Origin of the sequence: Nocardia sp. NPDC049737, from assembly GCF_040674755.1 — a bacterium.
In the GTDB taxonomy this organism is placed as follows: domain Bacteria; phylum Actinomycetota; class Actinomycetes; order Mycobacteriales; family Mycobacteriaceae; genus Nocardia.
The window spans coordinates 139,781-157,775 of the sequence record NZ_JBFANH010000019.1 but is presented as its reverse complement, the minus strand read 5'-3'; the positions used below and the strand labels follow the sequence as shown (position 1 = coordinate 157,775).

15 protein-coding genes are annotated in these 17,995 nt (G+C 64.2%); 9 read left to right on the top strand and 6 right to left on the bottom strand.

The annotated features are described in order from the left end of the window. The first annotated feature begins 357 nt into the window (after positions 1–357). From AB0J47_RS25165 to AB0J47_RS25150, 4 genes are all read left to right on the top strand, one after another. Positions 358–1,683, top strand: coding sequence for a cytochrome P450 (locus AB0J47_RS25165; protein ID WP_364350684.1), 1,326 nt, complete (start codon positions 358–360; stop codon positions 1,681–1,683). 34 nt (positions 1,684–1,717) lie between these two features. Then, a complete protein-coding gene (locus AB0J47_RS25160; protein WP_364350580.1) occupies positions 1,718–3,118 on the top strand; it encodes a wax ester/triacylglycerol synthase family O-acyltransferase in 1,401 nt (466 codons plus the stop codon). Next, a complete protein-coding gene (locus tag AB0J47_RS25155) occupies positions 3,118–4,575 on the top strand; it encodes an NAD(P)/FAD-dependent oxidoreductase (RefSeq protein WP_364350577.1) in 1,458 nt (485 codons plus the stop codon). The genes AB0J47_RS25160 and AB0J47_RS25155 overlap by 1 nt, the downstream gene beginning before the upstream one ends. Before the next feature lie 269 nt (positions 4,576–4,844). After that, positions 4,845–6,845, top strand: coding sequence for a CocE/NonD family hydrolase (locus AB0J47_RS25150; RefSeq protein ID WP_364350574.1), 2,001 nt, complete (start codon positions 4,845–4,847; stop codon positions 6,843–6,845). A 46-nt stretch (positions 6,846–6,891) separates the two neighbouring features. Here the strand turns inward: AB0J47_RS25150 and AB0J47_RS25145 are convergent, their stop codons facing one another. From AB0J47_RS25145 to AB0J47_RS25135, 3 genes are all read right to left on the bottom strand, one after another. Continuing rightward, complete coding sequence (locus AB0J47_RS25145; RefSeq protein ID WP_364350571.1) at positions 6,892–7,599, bottom strand: TetR/AcrR family transcriptional regulator; 708 nt, start codon at positions 7,597–7,599, stop codon at positions 6,892–6,894. 66 nt (positions 7,600–7,665) lie between these two features. Beyond that, entirely contained in the window at positions 7,666–8,880 is a 1,215-nt protein-coding gene (locus AB0J47_RS25140; RefSeq protein ID WP_364350568.1) for an Ig-like domain-containing protein, read from the bottom strand. 125 nt (positions 8,881–9,005) lie between these two features. Next, positions 9,006–10,550: an LCP family protein gene (locus AB0J47_RS25135; protein ID WP_364350565.1), complete on the bottom strand. Its 1,545-nt coding sequence runs from the start codon at positions 10,548–10,550 to the stop codon at positions 9,006–9,008. 205 nt (positions 10,551–10,755) lie between these two features. Here AB0J47_RS25135 and AB0J47_RS25130 point away from each other — a divergent pair, with 205 nt between their 5' ends. Both AB0J47_RS25130 and AB0J47_RS25125 read left to right on the top strand, forming a co-directional pair. Continuing rightward, positions 10,756–11,409 carry an SDR family NAD(P)-dependent oxidoreductase gene (locus AB0J47_RS25130; protein WP_364350562.1) on the top strand — a complete coding sequence of 218 codons (654 nt, stop codon included), beginning with the start codon at positions 10,756–10,758 and terminating at the stop codon, positions 11,407–11,409. A gap of 127 nt (positions 11,410–11,536) precedes the next feature. Then, on the top strand, positions 11,537–12,667 hold the full coding sequence (locus tag AB0J47_RS25125; RefSeq protein WP_364350559.1) for a serine hydrolase domain-containing protein: 1,131 nt from the start codon (positions 11,537–11,539) through the stop codon (positions 12,665–12,667). Between the two features lie 5 nt (positions 12,668–12,672). On the opposite strand, the gene AB0J47_RS25120 is transcribed toward AB0J47_RS25125, so the two are convergent. From AB0J47_RS25120 to AB0J47_RS25110, 3 genes are all read right to left on the bottom strand, one after another. Next, positions 12,673–12,804 carry a hypothetical protein gene (locus AB0J47_RS25120; RefSeq protein WP_364350556.1) on the bottom strand — a complete coding sequence of 44 codons (132 nt, stop codon included), beginning with the start codon at positions 12,802–12,804 and terminating at the stop codon, positions 12,673–12,675. A gap of 162 nt (positions 12,805–12,966) precedes the next feature. Continuing rightward, positions 12,967–13,755, bottom strand: coding sequence for a hypothetical protein (locus AB0J47_RS25115; RefSeq protein ID WP_364350553.1), 789 nt, complete (start codon positions 13,753–13,755; stop codon positions 12,967–12,969). A 181-nt stretch (positions 13,756–13,936) separates the two neighbouring features. Further along, positions 13,937–15,394, bottom strand: coding sequence for an MFS transporter (locus AB0J47_RS25110; protein ID WP_364350550.1), 1,458 nt, complete (start codon positions 15,392–15,394; stop codon positions 13,937–13,939). A gap of 53 nt (positions 15,395–15,447) precedes the next feature. On the opposite strand from AB0J47_RS25110, the gene AB0J47_RS25105 reads away from it, so the two are divergent. The 3 genes from AB0J47_RS25105 (at position 15,448) to AB0J47_RS25095 (ending at position 17,987) form a co-directional block, all read left to right on the top strand. After that, complete coding sequence (locus AB0J47_RS25105; RefSeq protein WP_364350547.1) at positions 15,448–16,149, top strand: TetR/AcrR family transcriptional regulator C-terminal domain-containing protein; 702 nt, start codon at positions 15,448–15,450, stop codon at positions 16,147–16,149. 88 nt (positions 16,150–16,237) lie between these two features. Beyond that, positions 16,238–17,338 carry an LLM class flavin-dependent oxidoreductase gene (locus AB0J47_RS25100; RefSeq protein ID WP_364350544.1) on the top strand — a complete coding sequence of 367 codons (1,101 nt, stop codon included), beginning with the start codon at positions 16,238–16,240 and terminating at the stop codon, positions 17,336–17,338. 100 nt (positions 17,339–17,438) lie between these two features. Next, positions 17,439–17,987, top strand: a complete 549-nt coding sequence (locus AB0J47_RS25095; RefSeq protein ID WP_364350541.1) for a YceI family protein — start codon at positions 17,439–17,441, stop codon at positions 17,985–17,987. Positions 17,988–17,995 lie beyond the last annotated feature (8 nt).

Here is a 17,995-nt window from a genome sequence, read left to right as displayed (position 1 = left end):
GTGGGGCACTGTTGCGTTCCTCACTATTCAATCTCTACCTGCGGAAAGTCCACGATGACGAATCGTCTGGGTTGACACCGCCTGCCCGCACTGGCTAACGTCGCCATTGTTCATGCTGAGTCATCGCCCGCCTCGGCATTCTTGGCAGCAGGCTGCCCACATGGTCTGGCCAAATATTTCGACTGCGGGGAGGCTGTCGTTATTCTCCGACTCTGGTCGCATTCACGCAGAAACTCGGCAGACCTTTCTTTGTGCTCCGAGACTAGATTCTCGCGCTTTTTTCTAGACCAAGCCTCCATCAGATCCGTTCGACGTTAGGCGCCGGTTTTGTCCGTCTCGATCTCACCTGCCAAGACCGTGGATGATCTCCCGGGGCCGAGCCGGTGGCCGTTGCTGGGGAATCTTCCACAGATGCGCCCCTCGTTGCTGCACCGTCAGTTCGACGAGTGGTGCGATGAGTATGGCCCGCTCTACCAGTTGCAGATGCCGGGACGGCGCATCGTTGTCGTGAGCGATCCCGATCTGAACAGGGAGATCTTCCGGGACCGACCCGGTGGATTCCGGCGGCAGTCGGCAATCGAATCGGTCATGGACGAAATGGGTTCGAACGGACTGTTTTCGCTGGAAGGGGAGGCATGGCGGCTGCGTCGCAAGCTGGCCATGCCCGCCTTCAATGCCTCGCATCTGCGCAGCTTCCACCCCACCCTGGAGACGATCACCGGACGGTTGCAACGGCGCTGGGAACGGCAGTCGCCCAAGGATATTCGCGCCGACCTGACCCGCTATACGGTGGACGTCACCGCCAAGCTGACCTTCGACTACGACATCAACACCATCGAACAGTCCGGCGACATCATCCAGCGGCACCTGGAGCTGATCTTCCCGCTCATCAACCGGCGGATCAATAGCCCGCTCCCGTACTGGCGCTATGTCAAACTTCCGGACGACCGGGCGCTGGAGCGCGCGCTGGCCGCACTGCGCACCGATCTCACCGGCGTCATCAGCCGCGCCCGCGCGAATCTGCCTGCGGTGCCGACCAATTTCATCGAAGCCTTCCTCTTGGCGCAGGACGGCAGCACCTCCTTCACCGATGACCAACTGTTCGCCGAGGCGCTCACCATCCTCATCGCCGGTCAGGACACCACCAGCAATGCCATGGCCTGGCTGCTTTACCACCTTGCGGGCAATCCGGCTGTGCAGGAACGGATTCGGGAGGAAGTCGCCGAGATTCCCTCGGCACTGGACCGACAGCCGTATCTGGAAGCCGTTGTCGCCGAATCGATGCGGCTACGGCCGACGACACCGATCGTCGGACTGGAGGCCGCCGTCGACACCACGATCGATGGTGTGCACATCCCGGCGGGCACCTGGGTAATCGTCAATGTGCAGCATGCGAGCCTGCAAGAGAAGAACTTCGAGGACGCGTTGCGCTTCGATCCGGATCGCTGGCTGCGCAGCGGCCACGGCACTCATCGGCCCGAGGTCTCCACTCCGTTCGGGGCCGGTCCGCGGTTCTGTCCGGGACGCGGGTTGGCGATGTTGGAGATCAAGAATGTGACCGGCATGGTCTGCCGCAACTTCGAGGTGCGTCTGCCCGCAGGTGCGCAGCCGCCGAGGGATCGCTTCCACTTCGCCGTCATCCCCATCGATCTCGATCTCGAACTGATCCGACGGCCCGCCTGACTCCCCATTCGCCGAGCACACTCTAAGGATGTAGATGTCGTTGCATCGACTGACCGCGACCGACGGTGTCTGGCTGTCGCTCGAATCACCCGATATGCCAATGCATATCGCCTTCCTACTGGAATTCACCGCGCCCGAGGGCGGGGCGGCCCAGTTCCTGCGACAGTGGCGGGCCGGACTGGACGCACCGGCGAGCCTGCCGCAACCGTGGAACTTCCGCCCGCTGAAGTTCCCGCCGCCAGGTGTCGCGGCCATGGTGCGTGAGGTCGACGATATCGACCTGAGCGAGCACATCCGGGAGTGGACGCTGCCGGAGCCGGGCAGCCAGGACCAGTTGACCGAGCTCGTGTCGTCGATCCATCAGAAGCAGCTCGATATGAGCCGTCCGCCATGGGAATTGCACGTCATCGAAGGACTGGCGCAGGACCGTTTCGCGCTGTTGCTCGAGGTGCACCACAGCCTGCTCGACGGCGCATCGGCCATGCGGTTGTTCACCGATACGTTCACCGAGGATGCCGACGCCCGCGATGTGCCGGACCTGTTCACGGTGCGCCCGGCCGCCGAATCGGCGGAAGCCGATAAGGCGAATCCGTTCCGTGCCCTGCTCGCCGCGTTGACCGGCGTACTGGCTTTGTTGCGCGGTGTCGGATCCGCCGCCCGCGATGCATTCCGACGTGCACGCGGCGATAAGACGATGGCGCAGAAGGCATATCAGCAGCCGGAAACCGTTCTCGACGGCACCATCACCGGTGCGCGCGATCTGTCCAGGCGTCGCTACGACCTCGCGCTGTTCAAGCGATTGGCGAAGGCGGGTGACTGCACGATCAACGACATCGTGCTGTACCTCGTGAGTACGGCACTGCGCGGCTACCTGACCGATCACGCTACGTTGCCCGAAGAGTCGTTGACCGCGGGCGTGCCTACCGATCTACGCGAGGAGGACGACGCTCGCGCCGGCACCCGCGCCGGCATGATGTTCACCGCGCTGGCCACCGATATCGCCGATCCGCGTGATCGGCTGAGTGCGGTCAAGTACTACATCCGCGCCGCGAAGCAACATATGGGCGAGATGGCTCCGAACGAGGTCATCGGCTACGGACTCGCGGTCACCCTGCCGTGGATCCTCGGGCTCAGCTTCGGCTTGACCAACACCGCGTCCTCGCACCCCATGGGCATCTCCAATGTGCCGGGACCACGAAACCCGCTGTACTGGAACGGCGCTCGACTCGAGACGATCTATCCGATTTCACTGCTGATGCACGGCAATCCGCTGAACTTCACCTGCATCGGCTATTCGGGTGGGCTGCATTTCGGCGTCCTCGGTGTGCAGGACAAGCTGCCGCCGATGTCGTACCTCACCGCGGCCATGGACGCCGCGCTCGATGAACTCACCGACCTGCTCCTGCCGGACCGTACACAGTTAGCCGCTGGATAATGTCGGATTTCGATGTAGCGATTATCGGCTCGGGCTTCAGCGGGCTGGGTGTCGCGGTGAACCTGCGCCGCCTCGGCAATGACAACTTCGTCATCTTGGAACGTGCCGACGCCATCGGCGGCACCTGGCGCGATAACGTCTATCCCGGCTGCGCGGTTGACGTGCCATCGGTGCTGTACTCGTATTCCTTTGCGCCGAACGCGGATTGGACCCGCGTGTACGCGACCCAGCCAGAATTGCGCACCTACACAGAGCAGGTCGTCGATACCTTCGATCTGCGACGGCATGTGCAGCTGAACAGCGACGTGACCGAGGCCGATTTCGACGACGAGGCCGAACAGTGGGTGCTGCGGCTGAGCGATGGCAGACTGGTCCGGGCGCGTACCGTCGTCATGGGGTACTTCTCGCTGCACGCCGAAGCGATTCCGGATATCTCCGGTCGCTCCGATTTTGCTGGGCCGCAGATGCATTCGAGCAAGTGGGATCCGTCATTCGAACCGCCGGGCAAGCGGATCGCGGTGGTCGGGGCCGGGGCGAGCGCGGTACAGATCGTGCCCGCGCTGGCGAAGTCGGCGGCTGAGCTCATCTCGTTCCAGCGCACTCCGGCCTGGGTGATTCCGCGTCTGGACCGGCCGATTCCGCCGACGGTGCGCAAGATACTGCGCACAGTGCCACCGATTCGCCTGGCGGCACGTGGATTCGTCTTCCTGTTCCTGGAGGCCATGCATTTCGCCGAATTCCATCCGCGGCTGGTTTCGGTATACGAGTGGGTCGTCCGCAAGGTGCTGGCCGAACAGGTGCCCGATCCCGAGCTGCGGCGCAAACTCACGCCCGATTATGCCTTCGGGTGCAAGCGACCGATGGTCTCCGACGAGTACTACAGCTCATTCGCCCGCCCGAATGTGCGGCTGAGCACCGAGAAGATCACCGAAATCACCGCGACCGGCATCCGCACCGCCGACGGTGACTTGCATGAAGTCGATGCGATCGTGTGGGCCACCGGATTCCACGTCCAGGATTCCATCGCGCACTTCCCGGACTTCCGTACCGCGACAACTTCGACGCGAAAGAAGTTCCAGCACGATGGTTTTCGGGCCTACCGCGGCATCGCATTCGCGGGCCTGCCGAATCTGTTCGCGGTCACCGGACCGAATACGGCGCTGCCGCATACCTCGCAGTTCCTCGCCATCGAACCGACGACGAAGCTGATCGCCAGGACGATCGAGCATATGCGGGCCAAGGGAATTCGCCGCTACAGCCCGTCCGAGCGAGCCGAGCGCGAATGGGTCACGCGCGCACGGAAACTGCTCGGCACCCGGGTGTGGTCGACCGGCGGTTGCACCAGCTACTTCATCGACGAGGACGGTACCAACACCCTGACCTGGCCGGGCGGAACGTTCAGCGTCCGACGCGACCGGCGTCGCATCCGGCCGGGGGATTGGGATACTGGTCGGTAAGCGGGGCGAGTCCTGCGAATAATCCCCAACGTAGGGCTGTGGCAAGGGGACGCCGGTCCGCTTGCCGCACCTCCGATTAGGGAGAATGCGCGGCAACTTAATTGCGGTCCACAGTGCAAGGCGTGCTGCACAGAGCGATGTAATGAGTCACGGTTGCGTACCAATGGTGATGCACGTTACTGTACCCACTCGATGATGGGAACGGGGTAGTTCCTCATTGCCGGGAGGGTTTGGCAAACATGATCCGACGTCGACGTCCGATTAAGGCAGTGGCTGCTGCGATAGCCACCTTCACCGTGTTTGCCGCAGCCGTGGTCGCGGCCGCGCCGACCCAGGCCACCCTGGGCCTCGATGCGCAATTCACCGCGAACCATGAAGGGTCGCAACAGTATCCGAACGTGTACATCGACTGGGACATCCCGATCACCATGAGTGACGGTACGGTGCTGAAGGCGAATGTCTACCATCCGGCCGACGCCTCCGGCCGCCCGATCGTCGAGCCGACGCCGACCATCGTGAACCTCACGCCCTACACCAAGCTGATGGCGAATATCGCCGACTCCGTGCTGGCCATCCCGGGCCTGGCGGAGCCGCTGATGCAGGCACTACACAGCTTCGATCTCTCGGCTTACGGCCTGAGCGGAATCAGTGATCTGGCACAGGCATTGGCGGGCGGCACCGCGCGCACCTTCGCCGTGGATCGCAAACTGGTGCAGAGCGGCTACACCCAGGTAGTCGTCGACGTGCGCGGCACCGGCTTCTCCGAGGGCATTTGGCAGGTGTTCGGCGATCGCGAGCAGCAGGACGGCGTCGAGGTGGTCGACTGGGCGGCGGCGCAGCCCTGGTCCAATGGCAAGATCGGGATGAGCGGCATCTCCTATTCCGCTATCAACCAGTTGCAGACCGCGGAGCGCAGACCCGCTGCGCTGCAGGCGATCTTCCCGATCGTGCCGGGCAGCGATCTGATCCGCGACGTGGCCGCACCCGGTGGCGCACTCGGCATCGGTTTCATCCCGGAATGGCTGCTCGCCGTCGACGGCACGAAGCTGATTCCCGATGTGGTGTCCATGCTGGCGGGCAAGTTCGACTGGACCTGGCTGGCGGACCGCGTCCGTGACCCGTTCACCTTCTTCAATATGATCATCATGGCGCTGGGCACTCAGAGCATGGATCAGATTCCGCCCGAGATGCATTCGGTACTCGACGATGAAAGTCCATTGCGCACCGCCTGGATCGGACATCCCGATCGCATCGATGTGCCGACCTTCGTCTACGGCGGCTGGCAGGACATCTTCGCCTACTCATCGCCGCGGGTCTACAACGCCATCAATGTGTCCGATAGCCAGAAGAAGCTGGTGATGGACAACAATTACCACATCACGACCGGCTCGGGCATGGGTGACGCCGACGGACCGGCGGCCCTGGACGTATTGCAGCGCGCGTGGTTCGACAAGTGGCTCAAGGGCATCGATAACGGTATCGATGACTACGACCAGGTCACCCTGTGGCAGCAGGGCGGCGGCTGGACCCACACCACGGCCTTCCCGCGGCCCGATATGGATTACCGCCGTATGTATTTGAACGCGGCGGCCTCCGGCACCGCGCCGGGCAGCGCCTATGACGGCAGCCTCACCGGGCAGCCGGGCGCACCAGCCCGGGTTACGATCGCGCCCGGCCTCACCACGCTGTGCTCACGCGACGGTGCACAGGGGACGGCGGGCATCCTGCCGCTCCCGGATATCTGCACGAAGGATTCGCGGATCGCCGAGACCAATGGTCTGACCTTCACCAGCGCGCCGGTCGCCGTGCCGACGCAGATCTCCGGCCCGATCGCCATACACCTCGATACCGTCCTGGATGCCACCGACGGGTACTGGAACGTAACCCTGAACGACGTTGCGCCGGACGGACGTTCGACCCAATGGACACACGGCCAACGCACCGCATCCCTGCGCGCCGTCGACCAGAGCAAGGCCACCCGCTCGGCCAATGGCGACTACACCGACCCGTATCCCTATCTGACCCTGGACACCCGTGAACCGATCGTGCCCGGCCAGCCGACGGTCATCGATATCGGCCTGTTCGCCACCGACGGTGTGCTGCAGCCCGGGCACCGGCTGCGCGTCGACATCTACGCCGGAAACTTCCCGAGCAGTCTTCCCTTGCGCCCCTTGCTGAATGAGAGCGGCTTGCGCCCCCAGCACCTCGACCTGGACCCGAATCAGCCGAGCTGGCTGAACATTCCAGTCGACACCGACCCCGGCTGGTAGCCCGGTCTCGCCGCGATGACGGTGTCAACCATGGTCGAATGGTCGCTCACGGAGTGGGCTCTGGCCGCCTTTCGACTACCGTCGGTGCGGCGGTGGTCGGGGTGGGGCCGGAACCGAGTAGGAGTAGGGCGGCGCGGGTGAGGGTGGGGGCCAGCGCCGGTAGATTGTGCGGGCCGGATTCGATGAGCGTGGCGCGGACGCGATCGTCGATACCGCCGAGCAGGACGTCGAGCAGTCCCGGGTCGGGTTCGGCGCGAAGTTCGCCTGCGCGCCCGCCGATTCGGGCCGCCGCGATCATTCGGTAGCCGAACATCCGATGCGTGCGGGCCCGGCGGGCGATGAGTCCCGGTCCGGCGGCGAGGGTTTCGATATGCAGCGCCCGCGCGGCGGCAGGCTCGGCCGCGAGGAACTCCAGGTAGGTCTCGAGCGTGGTGCGCACCAACTCATCGAAGGTAGCAGCGCCGGATTCGGTGACCACCCGGTCGAGCTCGTGGGTGATTGTATCGACCGCGAAATCGAAAGCGGCGGTGAAGCATTCCTCTTTGCTCTCGAACAGCCCGTAGAACGTCCGCCGGGCCACCCGGGCCCGACCGACGATATCGGTGATCGTGGTCGGGCCGTAGCCGAGTTCGGCGACCGCCTCCAAAGCGGCGAGATATAGCCGCTCGCGCTGTGACGTCACGACTTCGTCCCGGGTCAAGCGATGCGGCCCTCGGGGCAATCGGTCCGGAGAAGCGCTGGTCAAGACGGTCATAATGCCGACGATTCTGCCACACCGGATACTTTCGTCCGGAAATTCTGGTGCGGCCGGCAAAAGAGGTCAGTGCAGAGCGCTGCCCTGGAGCCACTCGTCCCACGGCATGCCCCAGTCGCCGTTCTGCCAAACCTCGAGCGGTGCGCCGCCGGTATTGCGGACCTCGACCACATCGCCCGGTATCGAAAAATTATAGAACCACTGGGCATTCGTGGCGCTCAGGTTCAGACAGCCGTGCGAGAGGTTCTGGCTGCCCTGCGCCCAGACTGTGGAATCGAGCTGGTGCAGATAGATGCCGTCGGTGCTGATGCGGGTGGCCCAGCCGATGGCCTCCTTGTAGCCGAGCCGGGAATTGACCGGCAGGCCATAGGTGGAGGAGTCCATGATCACCGGATTGCCCTTGTCCATCACGGTGTAGATGCCCGGCTGGGTCCAGAAGGTCAGCGTCTTACCCCCGATGACCTCGCTGCCGCCCCTTCCCATCGAGGTGGGCATGGTGCGGATCAGATTGCCGTTCTCGAAGACCTGCACCTGTTTGGTGTTGTCATCGGCGATGGAGACATGCGATGGGCCGATGGTGAAGGTGGTCTTGGTGTCCTCCTGGCCGTAGAGGCCGCCGCCGAGGTCCGCGCCGTAGATGTTGGCCGCGGCGGTCACCTTGGTGCCCGGTGCGAAGTATTGCTGCGGCCGCCAGTGCGCGTTGCGCCTGTCGAGCCAGTACCAGGAACCCTCGACCGGCGGGTTGGTCGTCACCGAGAGCCGCTTCTCCGCGACGGCCTTATCCGGGACGTCCTCATCGAAATGCGCGACCACAACGGTGCCGACACCGAAGGTGCCACCGTCCGCCAGCGGTGTGCCGCCGGTGGTGGTCATATACACCTTGGTCTGGTTGTTCGGCGCCAGCGTGCTGAAGGTCGAGGTGGTCGGTCCGACGCGGCCGGTGATGGTGAGGCTTTCGGCGCTGATCGTGTAGGTGTGCCCGTAGCCGAGCGGATCGACAGGCTTCCACGCCGTCTTGTCCGGCGTGTAGATGCCCTCGATCGAACGGCCCGCCTCATTGGTGAGCTTCACAGAGGTGAGCATGCCGTCATTCGCGGTAACCACGACCGGTGCGAGCGGATCGACATTGTTGCCACCGCCCGGAGTGATGACGATCGGGGGCGGCGGCGGTCCGGCCTGGGTGGTCGGCGTTTCCGACTTCGACGAACACCCGGCGACGAGCAACGTCGTCACCAATGCAAAACCCGCAGCGACTTTCCACCGGAAGCGGCGACTCGACATGACTCTCCTGTGTTTCGCCGTACGTTCCCTGCGGCGTACCTACGACATACTGGCCCGTGCCGTAGTTTACCGGCCGTTTCGGGTCCATTTCGCCGCTGCGGGTGTGACCTGCGCGGACTCCGGCGTCAGTTAACGCATGGCACACTGCTGCCGATCGTGGTCGCGACCGGCTTGCCCGCATCGGGCACGGGCTCGGCGGAGGTGGTGGTCCGCGCCGCGCTGGTGGTCGGCACGAGTTCGGCGGGCATGGTGAAATCGGTGCCGACGACCACGGTGATGTGGCCGGGTTCGGCATTCGGCGATGCGGTCGGGGTAAGGCCGATGAGGTCGCCCAGCTGCGCGGCATCGGTCTCGGCGCCGATGCCGTAGGTGAGGGTCGAGGTCGTACCGTCGGCGCGGGTGCCAGTGGCCACGGTGCCCGCCGGATAGCCGCGCTTGGTGAGCGCGGTGGACAGCTGGGCGGCTCGGCCGCTGTATCCGCTCGCATTGTGGACATCGACGATGCTGGTCGGGGTGCGCGTCGAGGTGGCAGGTGTGGTTTCGATGCCGAAGGCGGCGCGCACTTCCTTCTTGATGGCCGCCGGATCGACGATATTGACGTCCTGACCGTCGATATTGTCGTAGCGCAGCACCGGCAGTGTCCGGAATTCGACCGAGATCGAGCCCGCCGAGCCGAGGTCACGGGCGAAGTCGAGCAGGTTCCAGCCGTCGGACAGCACGATATCGCGGTGCGCCACGTCCATGAGTCCGGAGAGCTTGCTGAAGTTGGTCAGCGTGCCGGTGTCCTTCAGCGATTTGGCGACCGAGGTCAGGAAGGCCTGCTGGCGGTGGGTGCGGTCGAGGTCGCCGTTCTCCAATCCGTGGCGTTGGCGCACGAAAGACAGCGCATTGGCGGCATCGAGGTGCTGCGGGCCCGCGGGGAAGACCGCGCCGGAGTAGTAACTGTCGTCGACCGCGTGGTTGAGGCAGACATCGACGCCGCCGAGCTTATCGGCGAGGTCGTAGAAGCCGACGAGCGAGATTTCGGCGAAGCGGTCGATGGGGACGCCGACCAGATTGCGCACCGTTTGCACGATGGAGGCCCGCCCCGCCTCGCGGCCCGCGCGTTCCAGAGCCACCTTGTCCTTCATGCCCGCGTTTTCCAGCTTGGTCTCGGTGGCGGCCTTTTTCAGCCCGTAGGCCTCCTTGATCTTGGCGTGGTCGTAGCCCGGAATGCCGGATACCGCGACATAGTCGTCGCGCGGAATGGAGAAGGCGACGATTTTGTGCATATCCGCGGGAATGTGCAGCAGGATGAGCGAATTCGCGTTGTAGCCGCCATTGTCGCCGTCGCCGGCGTGCAACTGGTCCAGGATTGCCTTCGGCAAGTCGTTGCCGTCGAGGTCCTTGCGGGTATCCAGGCCGATCAGCAGGATATTCAGATCGCCGCCGAGTGAGCGTGGCGCATCCTTGCCGATCGCATCGGTGTGGGTGAAACCGTTATCGAATTCGGTCTTGGCCGACCAGGCGAACCCAGTGCCGGACAGGACGGCGAGCGCGGCGATCGAGGTCAGAACGCGCATCGCGATCTTTGCCGCATTGCGGCCGCGATGGGGTTTCGGTTCGGCTCGTCGGTGTCTGGGGCGTCGAGTTTCGGTGATTTTGGGAATCTCGACGGTGTCGTCATCCATGGCGGCGACCTGGGTCCCGGATCATTCTCGCCGCCTCAGCTTTCGTTTCGGGTATTCGACACAGCGCACGCCCGGGTTATGCCCGCTACCGACTAGTTGCACTCGCTAGGGTCTGCTCAACCTTTCCAGTCTTACCGACGCCGCTCGGGGCGGGCAAGAATCGGACAGTGTGATCTGCACGGATTGACGATCTAGTCTCGTATACATGGCTGCTCCAGTGTTGCTCGTCCTCGGTGCCGGTCCCGGAGTCGGATTGTCCGTCGGCCGTCTTTTCGCGCGCGACGGATATGTGGTGGTGTTGGCCTGTCGGACCGTCGCGGAGGCCGAGCCGTTGGCGAAGGAATTGCTGGGCGAGGGTTTCGATGCCGAAGGTGTCGGTGTGGATCTGGCCGATCCCGAGGATGTCACTCGTATTGTGACCGAGGTGGGCCAGCGGCACGGGCAGATCGACATGCTGCACTTCAACCCGAGCATCTTCCGGCAGGCGGATCCGCTGCGGTTGACCGTCGCGGAGTTGATCGAGGACTTCACGATCGGCGCCGCGGCGTTGCTGCCCGCGGTGCAGGCCGCGCGGCCGTTCTTCGCCGATGGTGCGCGTGTGCTGGTAACGGGCAGCGCGGCGGCGGATAAGCCGTGGAATCAGGCCGCCTCCCTCGGCGTGCAGAAGGCGGCGGTGCGCAATCTCGTCACCAGTCTGGACACCACCATGGCACCCGATGGTTTCCGGGCCGTCGCGGTGCAGATCAACGGTGTACTCGGTGCGGGGGCATTTACTCGGGAGCGGGTTGCCGCGGCATTGCACACCGCCGCCGTCCGCCCCCTCGACGACTGGACGCCGCATGTGTCCTATGACGGCTGATCCGACGAGACATTCCGACCAACGACGCGCCCGCGCCGGTCTCTTCTGCGAACCGGATGGGACCCCGCGCGGGTATCACCGTCCGCGCCGAAGCAAAGGCCGCGCGGACCCTGGCGACGGAGGATGAATGCGGCGGTTCAAGGTAACGACGGCTTTGCTCGCCGCACTGATGATCTCGGTGCTGCCGCATCTCGCGGCGTCCTCGGCTCAACCGGCACCGGTGCGCCTCAACGTGCTGCAAGCCGGGCTGGATGGCCTGGTCCATTCGGCTTTCGTTCCGGGTGCGCAGCTGGTCGTCACCGCAGACGGCGACGCGACCCAGTTCGATAGCGGTGTCGGCGATCTCGTGACGCACGAGGCATTTCCCGATGACGCACAGGTCCGAATCGCCAGCAATACCAAGACTTTCGTGGCGACCGTGGTGCTGCAATTGGTGGGGGAGGGGCGAATCCAGCTCGACGCTCCGATCGAGCATTATCTGCCCGGTGTGGTGCGCGGCCCCGGCGGTGACGGGAATCTGATCACCGTCCGAAATCTGTTGCAGCACACCAGCGGTATTCCGGACTATCTCGTTCGATTGGACTGGGGGTCGGTCGAGGCATTGCAGCGGTACCAAACCGCGGATCAGCTGATCCGACTCGGTTTGGATATGCCCGCTATGTTCGCGCCCGGTTCGGCTTTCAGCTACTCCAACACCAATTACCTGTTGGCCGGAAAACTGATCGAGCAGATCACGGGACGGCCGGTAGGTGCCGAGGTGACCTCCCGGGTTCTCGACCGCCTGCAACTGCGCGACACCTATTGGCCCGCATTCCCGCAGGAGAATGTGATTCGCGGTCCACACCCGCGCGCGTATCAGATCTTCAACGGCGTGCAGGTCGACATCACCGATATCGACCCGGGCTGGGGCCTGGCCGATGGCGCGCTCGTCTCCACCGATGCCGACCTGAACCGCTTCTTCACCGCCCTGCTCACCGGAAAGCTGCTTCGCCCAACCGAACTTGCCGAAATGCAGCACACCATCCACGGCGGCGATCCAGCCTTGCCCGACGATGTCGGTCTCGGTCTGTTCCATCGCACCAACGGTTGCGGCGTCGATATCTGGAGCCACGGCGGCGCCATGGACGGGTTCTTCGTCTTCGGTGGCTACACCCCCGGCCGCTCGATAACCGTCAGCCTCAACCAAGTCCCGCCCTTGTTCGGCCTCGGCTACAAGCCCGCCCTGGACGGCCTGGTAGACGCCGCCTTCTGTGGGTGAGGGAGTCAGGTGTGCGGTACGGCGGTCAGGAAGGCCGACATTGCCGTGGCGACGGCTTCCGGGCGGTCGAGCACGGACGGGACGTAGGCGTCGTCGACCTCGACCAGTTTGCCGTTCGGCAGTAATTCGTCCGTCACGGACTCGACGCCCCTGAGGCGCGCCGATTCGCCTTCGCGCTGTTGAGCGCACTCAAGGGTGCGTTCATTCTGAGCCGCACCCTGTACTCGGGCGAACCGCTGCGCGCGGCAGGGCGGTCGCTGGCCTTTCGGTTGGCCAGCGACCCGCGTATACCCGATGACCTATTTCGGCGCGGCCGTAGTGGTCGGCGCGGGTTGGGTCGTCTTGTCCGCGAAACGCGTGGCGCCGTCCGGAGCCAACATCGTATTGACGTAATCCACGCCGGACGCGATCAGTACCGGTCCACCTATGGCTATCGTGCCGACGATCCCGCCGAGGGCCGCACCGGTGGTAAGGCCAACGATGCAGCCGGCGGCAATGGTTGCGACACATCCGATGACCGCGCCGATGGCGGTCCCGACGAAGCCGCCGACCGCTGAGGCCAGGCCGAATTGCGTGGCGAATTCATCACGGGCGCGCTGGTTTTCGGGCATCGATGCCACCGGCTTGACGGCCAGCGGCTGCGAGATGTCGAGTCCGGCGGGCTTCTCCGGCGCCAGTTCCAGTACCGTGCCGTCTTTTTCGACCACGGGCTTGACCGGGATCTCGGTATCGGCAATCCGGAATCGCAGCGGCAGCGTCATGACGACGTGGCCGTCGGTATCGGCCAGATCCACGACATCGACCACATCGGCGAGATCGGCGGCCTTGCCGTCTTTATCGACCAGCGTGCCGTCTTTGTCGACCAGCCGCCCCTCGCCGCCCGCCGCGAGCTCGCTTTCCGTCGCCTTGGACAGGGTGAAGGTGCCGCCGCGCACGCTGGCGACGACGGTCTTGTCGGCTAGCTTGACCGAGTAAGTGATGTCCTGCCGCGGGGGTGCGGCGACCGGCTCGGCATGCGAGACTCCGGCGCCCAAGGTCACGGCACCGATGACAAGGATCGCCGCCGCAGTGCTATCGCAAAGCTTCATTCGGAATTCCGTTCAGTCATCAGATTATTCGCTCTTCGCAAACGCCCGCGCAGGCTCGACTCTCCTGCTCGAGATGCTTCCCGCGCAAATGTACTCAGATGTGCGGGCAGCGAGGTCGAGGGGAGCCTAGCCGAGCCTGCGGTGCGAAACCAGCTGATTCGGAACGAAAAATCGATGTCAGCTATGACACGGTTACTTCCTCCGGCGTGTCGATCTGGGGCGCGGGACGTGTCCGCAGCAGCGCCAGTCCCAGTAGGGCGGCGGCGATGCTGAAGCCCGCACTGATCCAGGCGCCGGTCGACATCGCATCGGTGAACGCTTCCTTGGCCGGTTCGGCATATCCGAGTTGGAAAGCGGCGCCGATGGATTCACGGGCGGCCTCGGGCGTGTCGTCGGGCATATGCGCGGTGAACACACCGGCCAGTACGCTGCCGAGGATCGCGATGCTGATCGCCATGCCGACCTGCTGCAACGTATCGTTCATGGCCGAGCCGACGCCCGCATGTGCCAGCGGAATGGCGCTCATGATCGCGGCATACGCGGCCGGACCCGCCAGACCGCCGCCGATCCCCATGACCAGCATGCTGGCCAATACCGCGAAATATCCGGAACCGACGGCCAGAATCGCGAACGCCCCGCCCATGACCAGTAGACCGGCGACGATGAGTGTCTTATTGCTCAACTTCTTGCCCAGCGTCGCGCCGAGACCGTTGCACACCGCTGCGGCCACCGCATACGGCAGCAGGGCAAGACCCGCCTTCATCGGTCCGTAGCCGAGCACGAACTGCAGATACTGGGTGAGCATCAGCATGATCGCGCCCATACCGAACACCATCAGCAGCAGTGTGCAGCAGGTGCCGGTGAAATCGCGATTGCGGAATACCGCCAGCGGCAGCATCGGATGCGCGGACCGGCTCTCCCAGACCACGAATGCCAGTCCCGTGACCACGGCGAGGCCGATCATCGGAATATTCCACTCGCGCTCGATGATCACGTACACCGTCGAAGTGAGCGCGACGATGGAAAGCAGCACGCCGATCAGGTCGACCGGTCGCTGCTCACCGGTGGATTCCGGCATCAGGACCAGCGCGGCGACAATCGCGAGCGCCGCGACCGGGATATTGAGCAGGAACACCGAGCCCCACCAATAGTGCTGCAGCAGAAAGCCGCCCAGCGTCGGCCCGAGGACGATGCCGACCATCGAGACAGTGGACCATGCCGCCATCGCCTTACGGCGCTCGTCCTCGGCGAAGGTGGTCATGAGAATGGACAGGGTCGATGGCATCAGCAGTGAACCGCCGACGCCCATCAGTGCGCGGGCCCCGACCACTTGCCACGGCTCGGTGGCCAAGACGGCGGCAAGGGACGCAGCGCCGAACAGCGCCAGCCCGAGCACCAGCATGCGCCGCCGCCCGAACCGGTCGGAGAGGCTGCCCGCGGTGAGCAACAGTCCAGCGAAGACGAGGACGTAGGCGTCGAGGATCCACTGGATATCCGACGGCGTCGCGTCGAGTTCCCGGATCAGGGACGGAATAGCGATATTGAGCACAGTGCCGTCGATCATCAGCACCAGCAGCGACAGACAGAGGACCCCCAGAATCCACCAGCGGCGAGGATCTCGTACAACGTTCGATTCCACTCGAACACCGTACGATAGAATCGCACAATGTGCGAGAGAATTATGCTGACCGGGTGACAAAGCAGCAGTTCTCCTCGGTATGGACCCGCGAGCCACGCCAGCCGAAGGCGGCCGGACTGCGCCGCGACCAGATCGTCGCCGCCGCAATCGAGGTTTTGGATGCCGAGGGCCTCGGCGCGTTGAGCATGCGCAAGCTCGGAGCCAAGCTCGATGCGGGCGCGACCAGTCTCTACTGGCATGTCGCGAATAAGGATGAACTGCTCGAACTCGTCCTCGACGAGATCTGGGGTCTGGTGCGAATCCCGGATCCCGACGAGGCCTCGTGGCGTGAGGTCGTCACGACCTATGCCTACAACTTCCGGCTCACCATGCTCGACCACACATGGGTGACCGCCTTGATCGGCTCCCTGCCGAGCGTCGGCCCGAAGGCCTTCGAACTCAGTGATCGACTGCGCCGCACCTTCATCGACGCCGGATTCACGGGCGTCGATATCTACCTCGCGAGTGGCACCGTGACGAGTTACGTACTCGGGCAGGTCATCCCGGAGATCACTGCGGCGAAGGCATTCGGCGACAAGGGTTTCGACAAGGACATGGTGCTCGACGTCATGGATGAGCTCGCCTCCGACTATCCGGAGATGCTCGACGACTACCGGAAGATGCAACCCGCCGATTATCAGACCGCCCGCGCGATGGCCTTCGATTTCGGTCTGCTCTGTGTGATGGACGGCCTGGAATCGCGGCTGCGCAAGTGACCGGTAACCCTCGGGAATAGATGACGACACCGCCCTGTTGGTTGCCATATCCACCAAATAGGTGTCAGACTTTCCGAGAGGAGGCGACGTGCAGTTCGGAATTTTCACCGTTGGCGACGTAACGGTCGACCCGACGACAGGTCGGGCCCCGACCGAGCGCGAGCGCATCAAGGCGATGGTCGCGATCGCGCGCAAGGCCGAAGAGGTCGGCCTGGACGTATTCGCCACCGGCGAGCACCACAACCCGCCGTTCGTGCCATCGTCGCCGACCACGATGCTCGGCTATATCGCGGCGCAGACCGAGCGGTTGCAGCTGTCCACCGCGACGACACTCATCACCACCAACGATCCGGTGAAGATCGCCGAAGACTTCGCCATGCTGCAGCATCTGGCCGACGGTCGCGTCGATCTGATGCTCGGACGCGGCAATACCGGTCCGGTCTACCCCTGGTTCGGCAAGGACATTCGCGAAGGCATCCCGCTGGCCATCGAGAACTACCATCTGCTGCACCGGCTTTGGCGCGAGGACGTGGTCGACTGGGAGGGCCGATTCCGTACTCCGTTGCAGGCGTTCACCGCCACGCCGCGACCGCTGGACGGCGTAGCGCCGTTCGTCTGGCACGGGTCGATCCGCAGTCCGGAAATAGCCGAGCAGGCCGCCTATTACGGCGACGGCTTCTTCGCGAACAATATCTTCTGGCCGAAGGGCCACTTCCAGCGCCTGATCGAGCTGTATCGGCGCCGCTACGAGCATTACGGCCACGGCTCCGCCGACCAGGCCATTGTCGGCCTGGGTGGACAGGTGTTCATGCGCAAGAACTCTCAGGACGCGGTGCGCGAATTCCGGCCCTACTTCGATAACGCGCCGGTCTACGGCCACGGCCCGTCGCTCGAGGACTTCACCGAGCAGACGCCGCTGACCGTCGGCAGTCCACAGCAGGTCATCGAAAAGACCATGACCTTCCGGGAAAGCTTCGGCGACTATCAGCGACAGCTGTTCCTGATGGACCACGCGGGTCTACCGTTGAAAACGGTGCTCGAGCAACTCGAACTGCTCGGCGCGGAGGTAGTTCCGGTGCTGCGCAAGGAGTTCGACGCACTGCGTCCGGCTCATGTCCCGGATGCGCCGACTCATGCGTCATTGGTCGCCGCCCGGGATCGAGGCAAGGCCGTGGAGGTCGCGCAGTGACCTGATCCCCGGTGCAACGGCGCGCCGGTCCTGATCCCAGAACTGAATACCTGTTTCATATCCAAGTAATTGAAATCTCAACTACACGAGGAGACCGACAATGTCGACCACCACCGCAAAAGCCCTGACCGCAGGCACCTGGGTCATCGATACCGCTCACTCCACCCTCGGATTCACCGTGCGTCACCTGATGGTCAGCAAGGTTCGCGGTCGGTTCGCCGACTTCTCCGGCAAGCTGGTCATCAATGAAGACGGCACCGCCTCGGCCGAGGCCGAGATCGTGGTCGATTCGGTGACCACCGATAACGAGCAGCGCGACGCGCACCTGCGCACCGCCGACTTCTTCCACGCCGCCGACTTCCCGGTAGCCACCTTCAAGTCGACCGGATTCCGTGTCAATGGTGAGGATTTCGTGGTCGACGGTGAGTTCACCATCCGCGGCACCACCCGTCCGGTCTCCCTCGACGTCGAATTCCTCGGCGTCAACCCGGGCATGGGCCAGGGCCCGGTCGCCGGTTTCGAGGCCAAGACCGTCATCAACCGCCGCGACTTCGGCATCACCATTGATATGCCGCTGCCCGACGGCGGCGCGGTGATCGGCGACAAGATCACCCTCACCCTGGAGATCGAGGTCGGCCTGCAGGCCTGATCGGACCG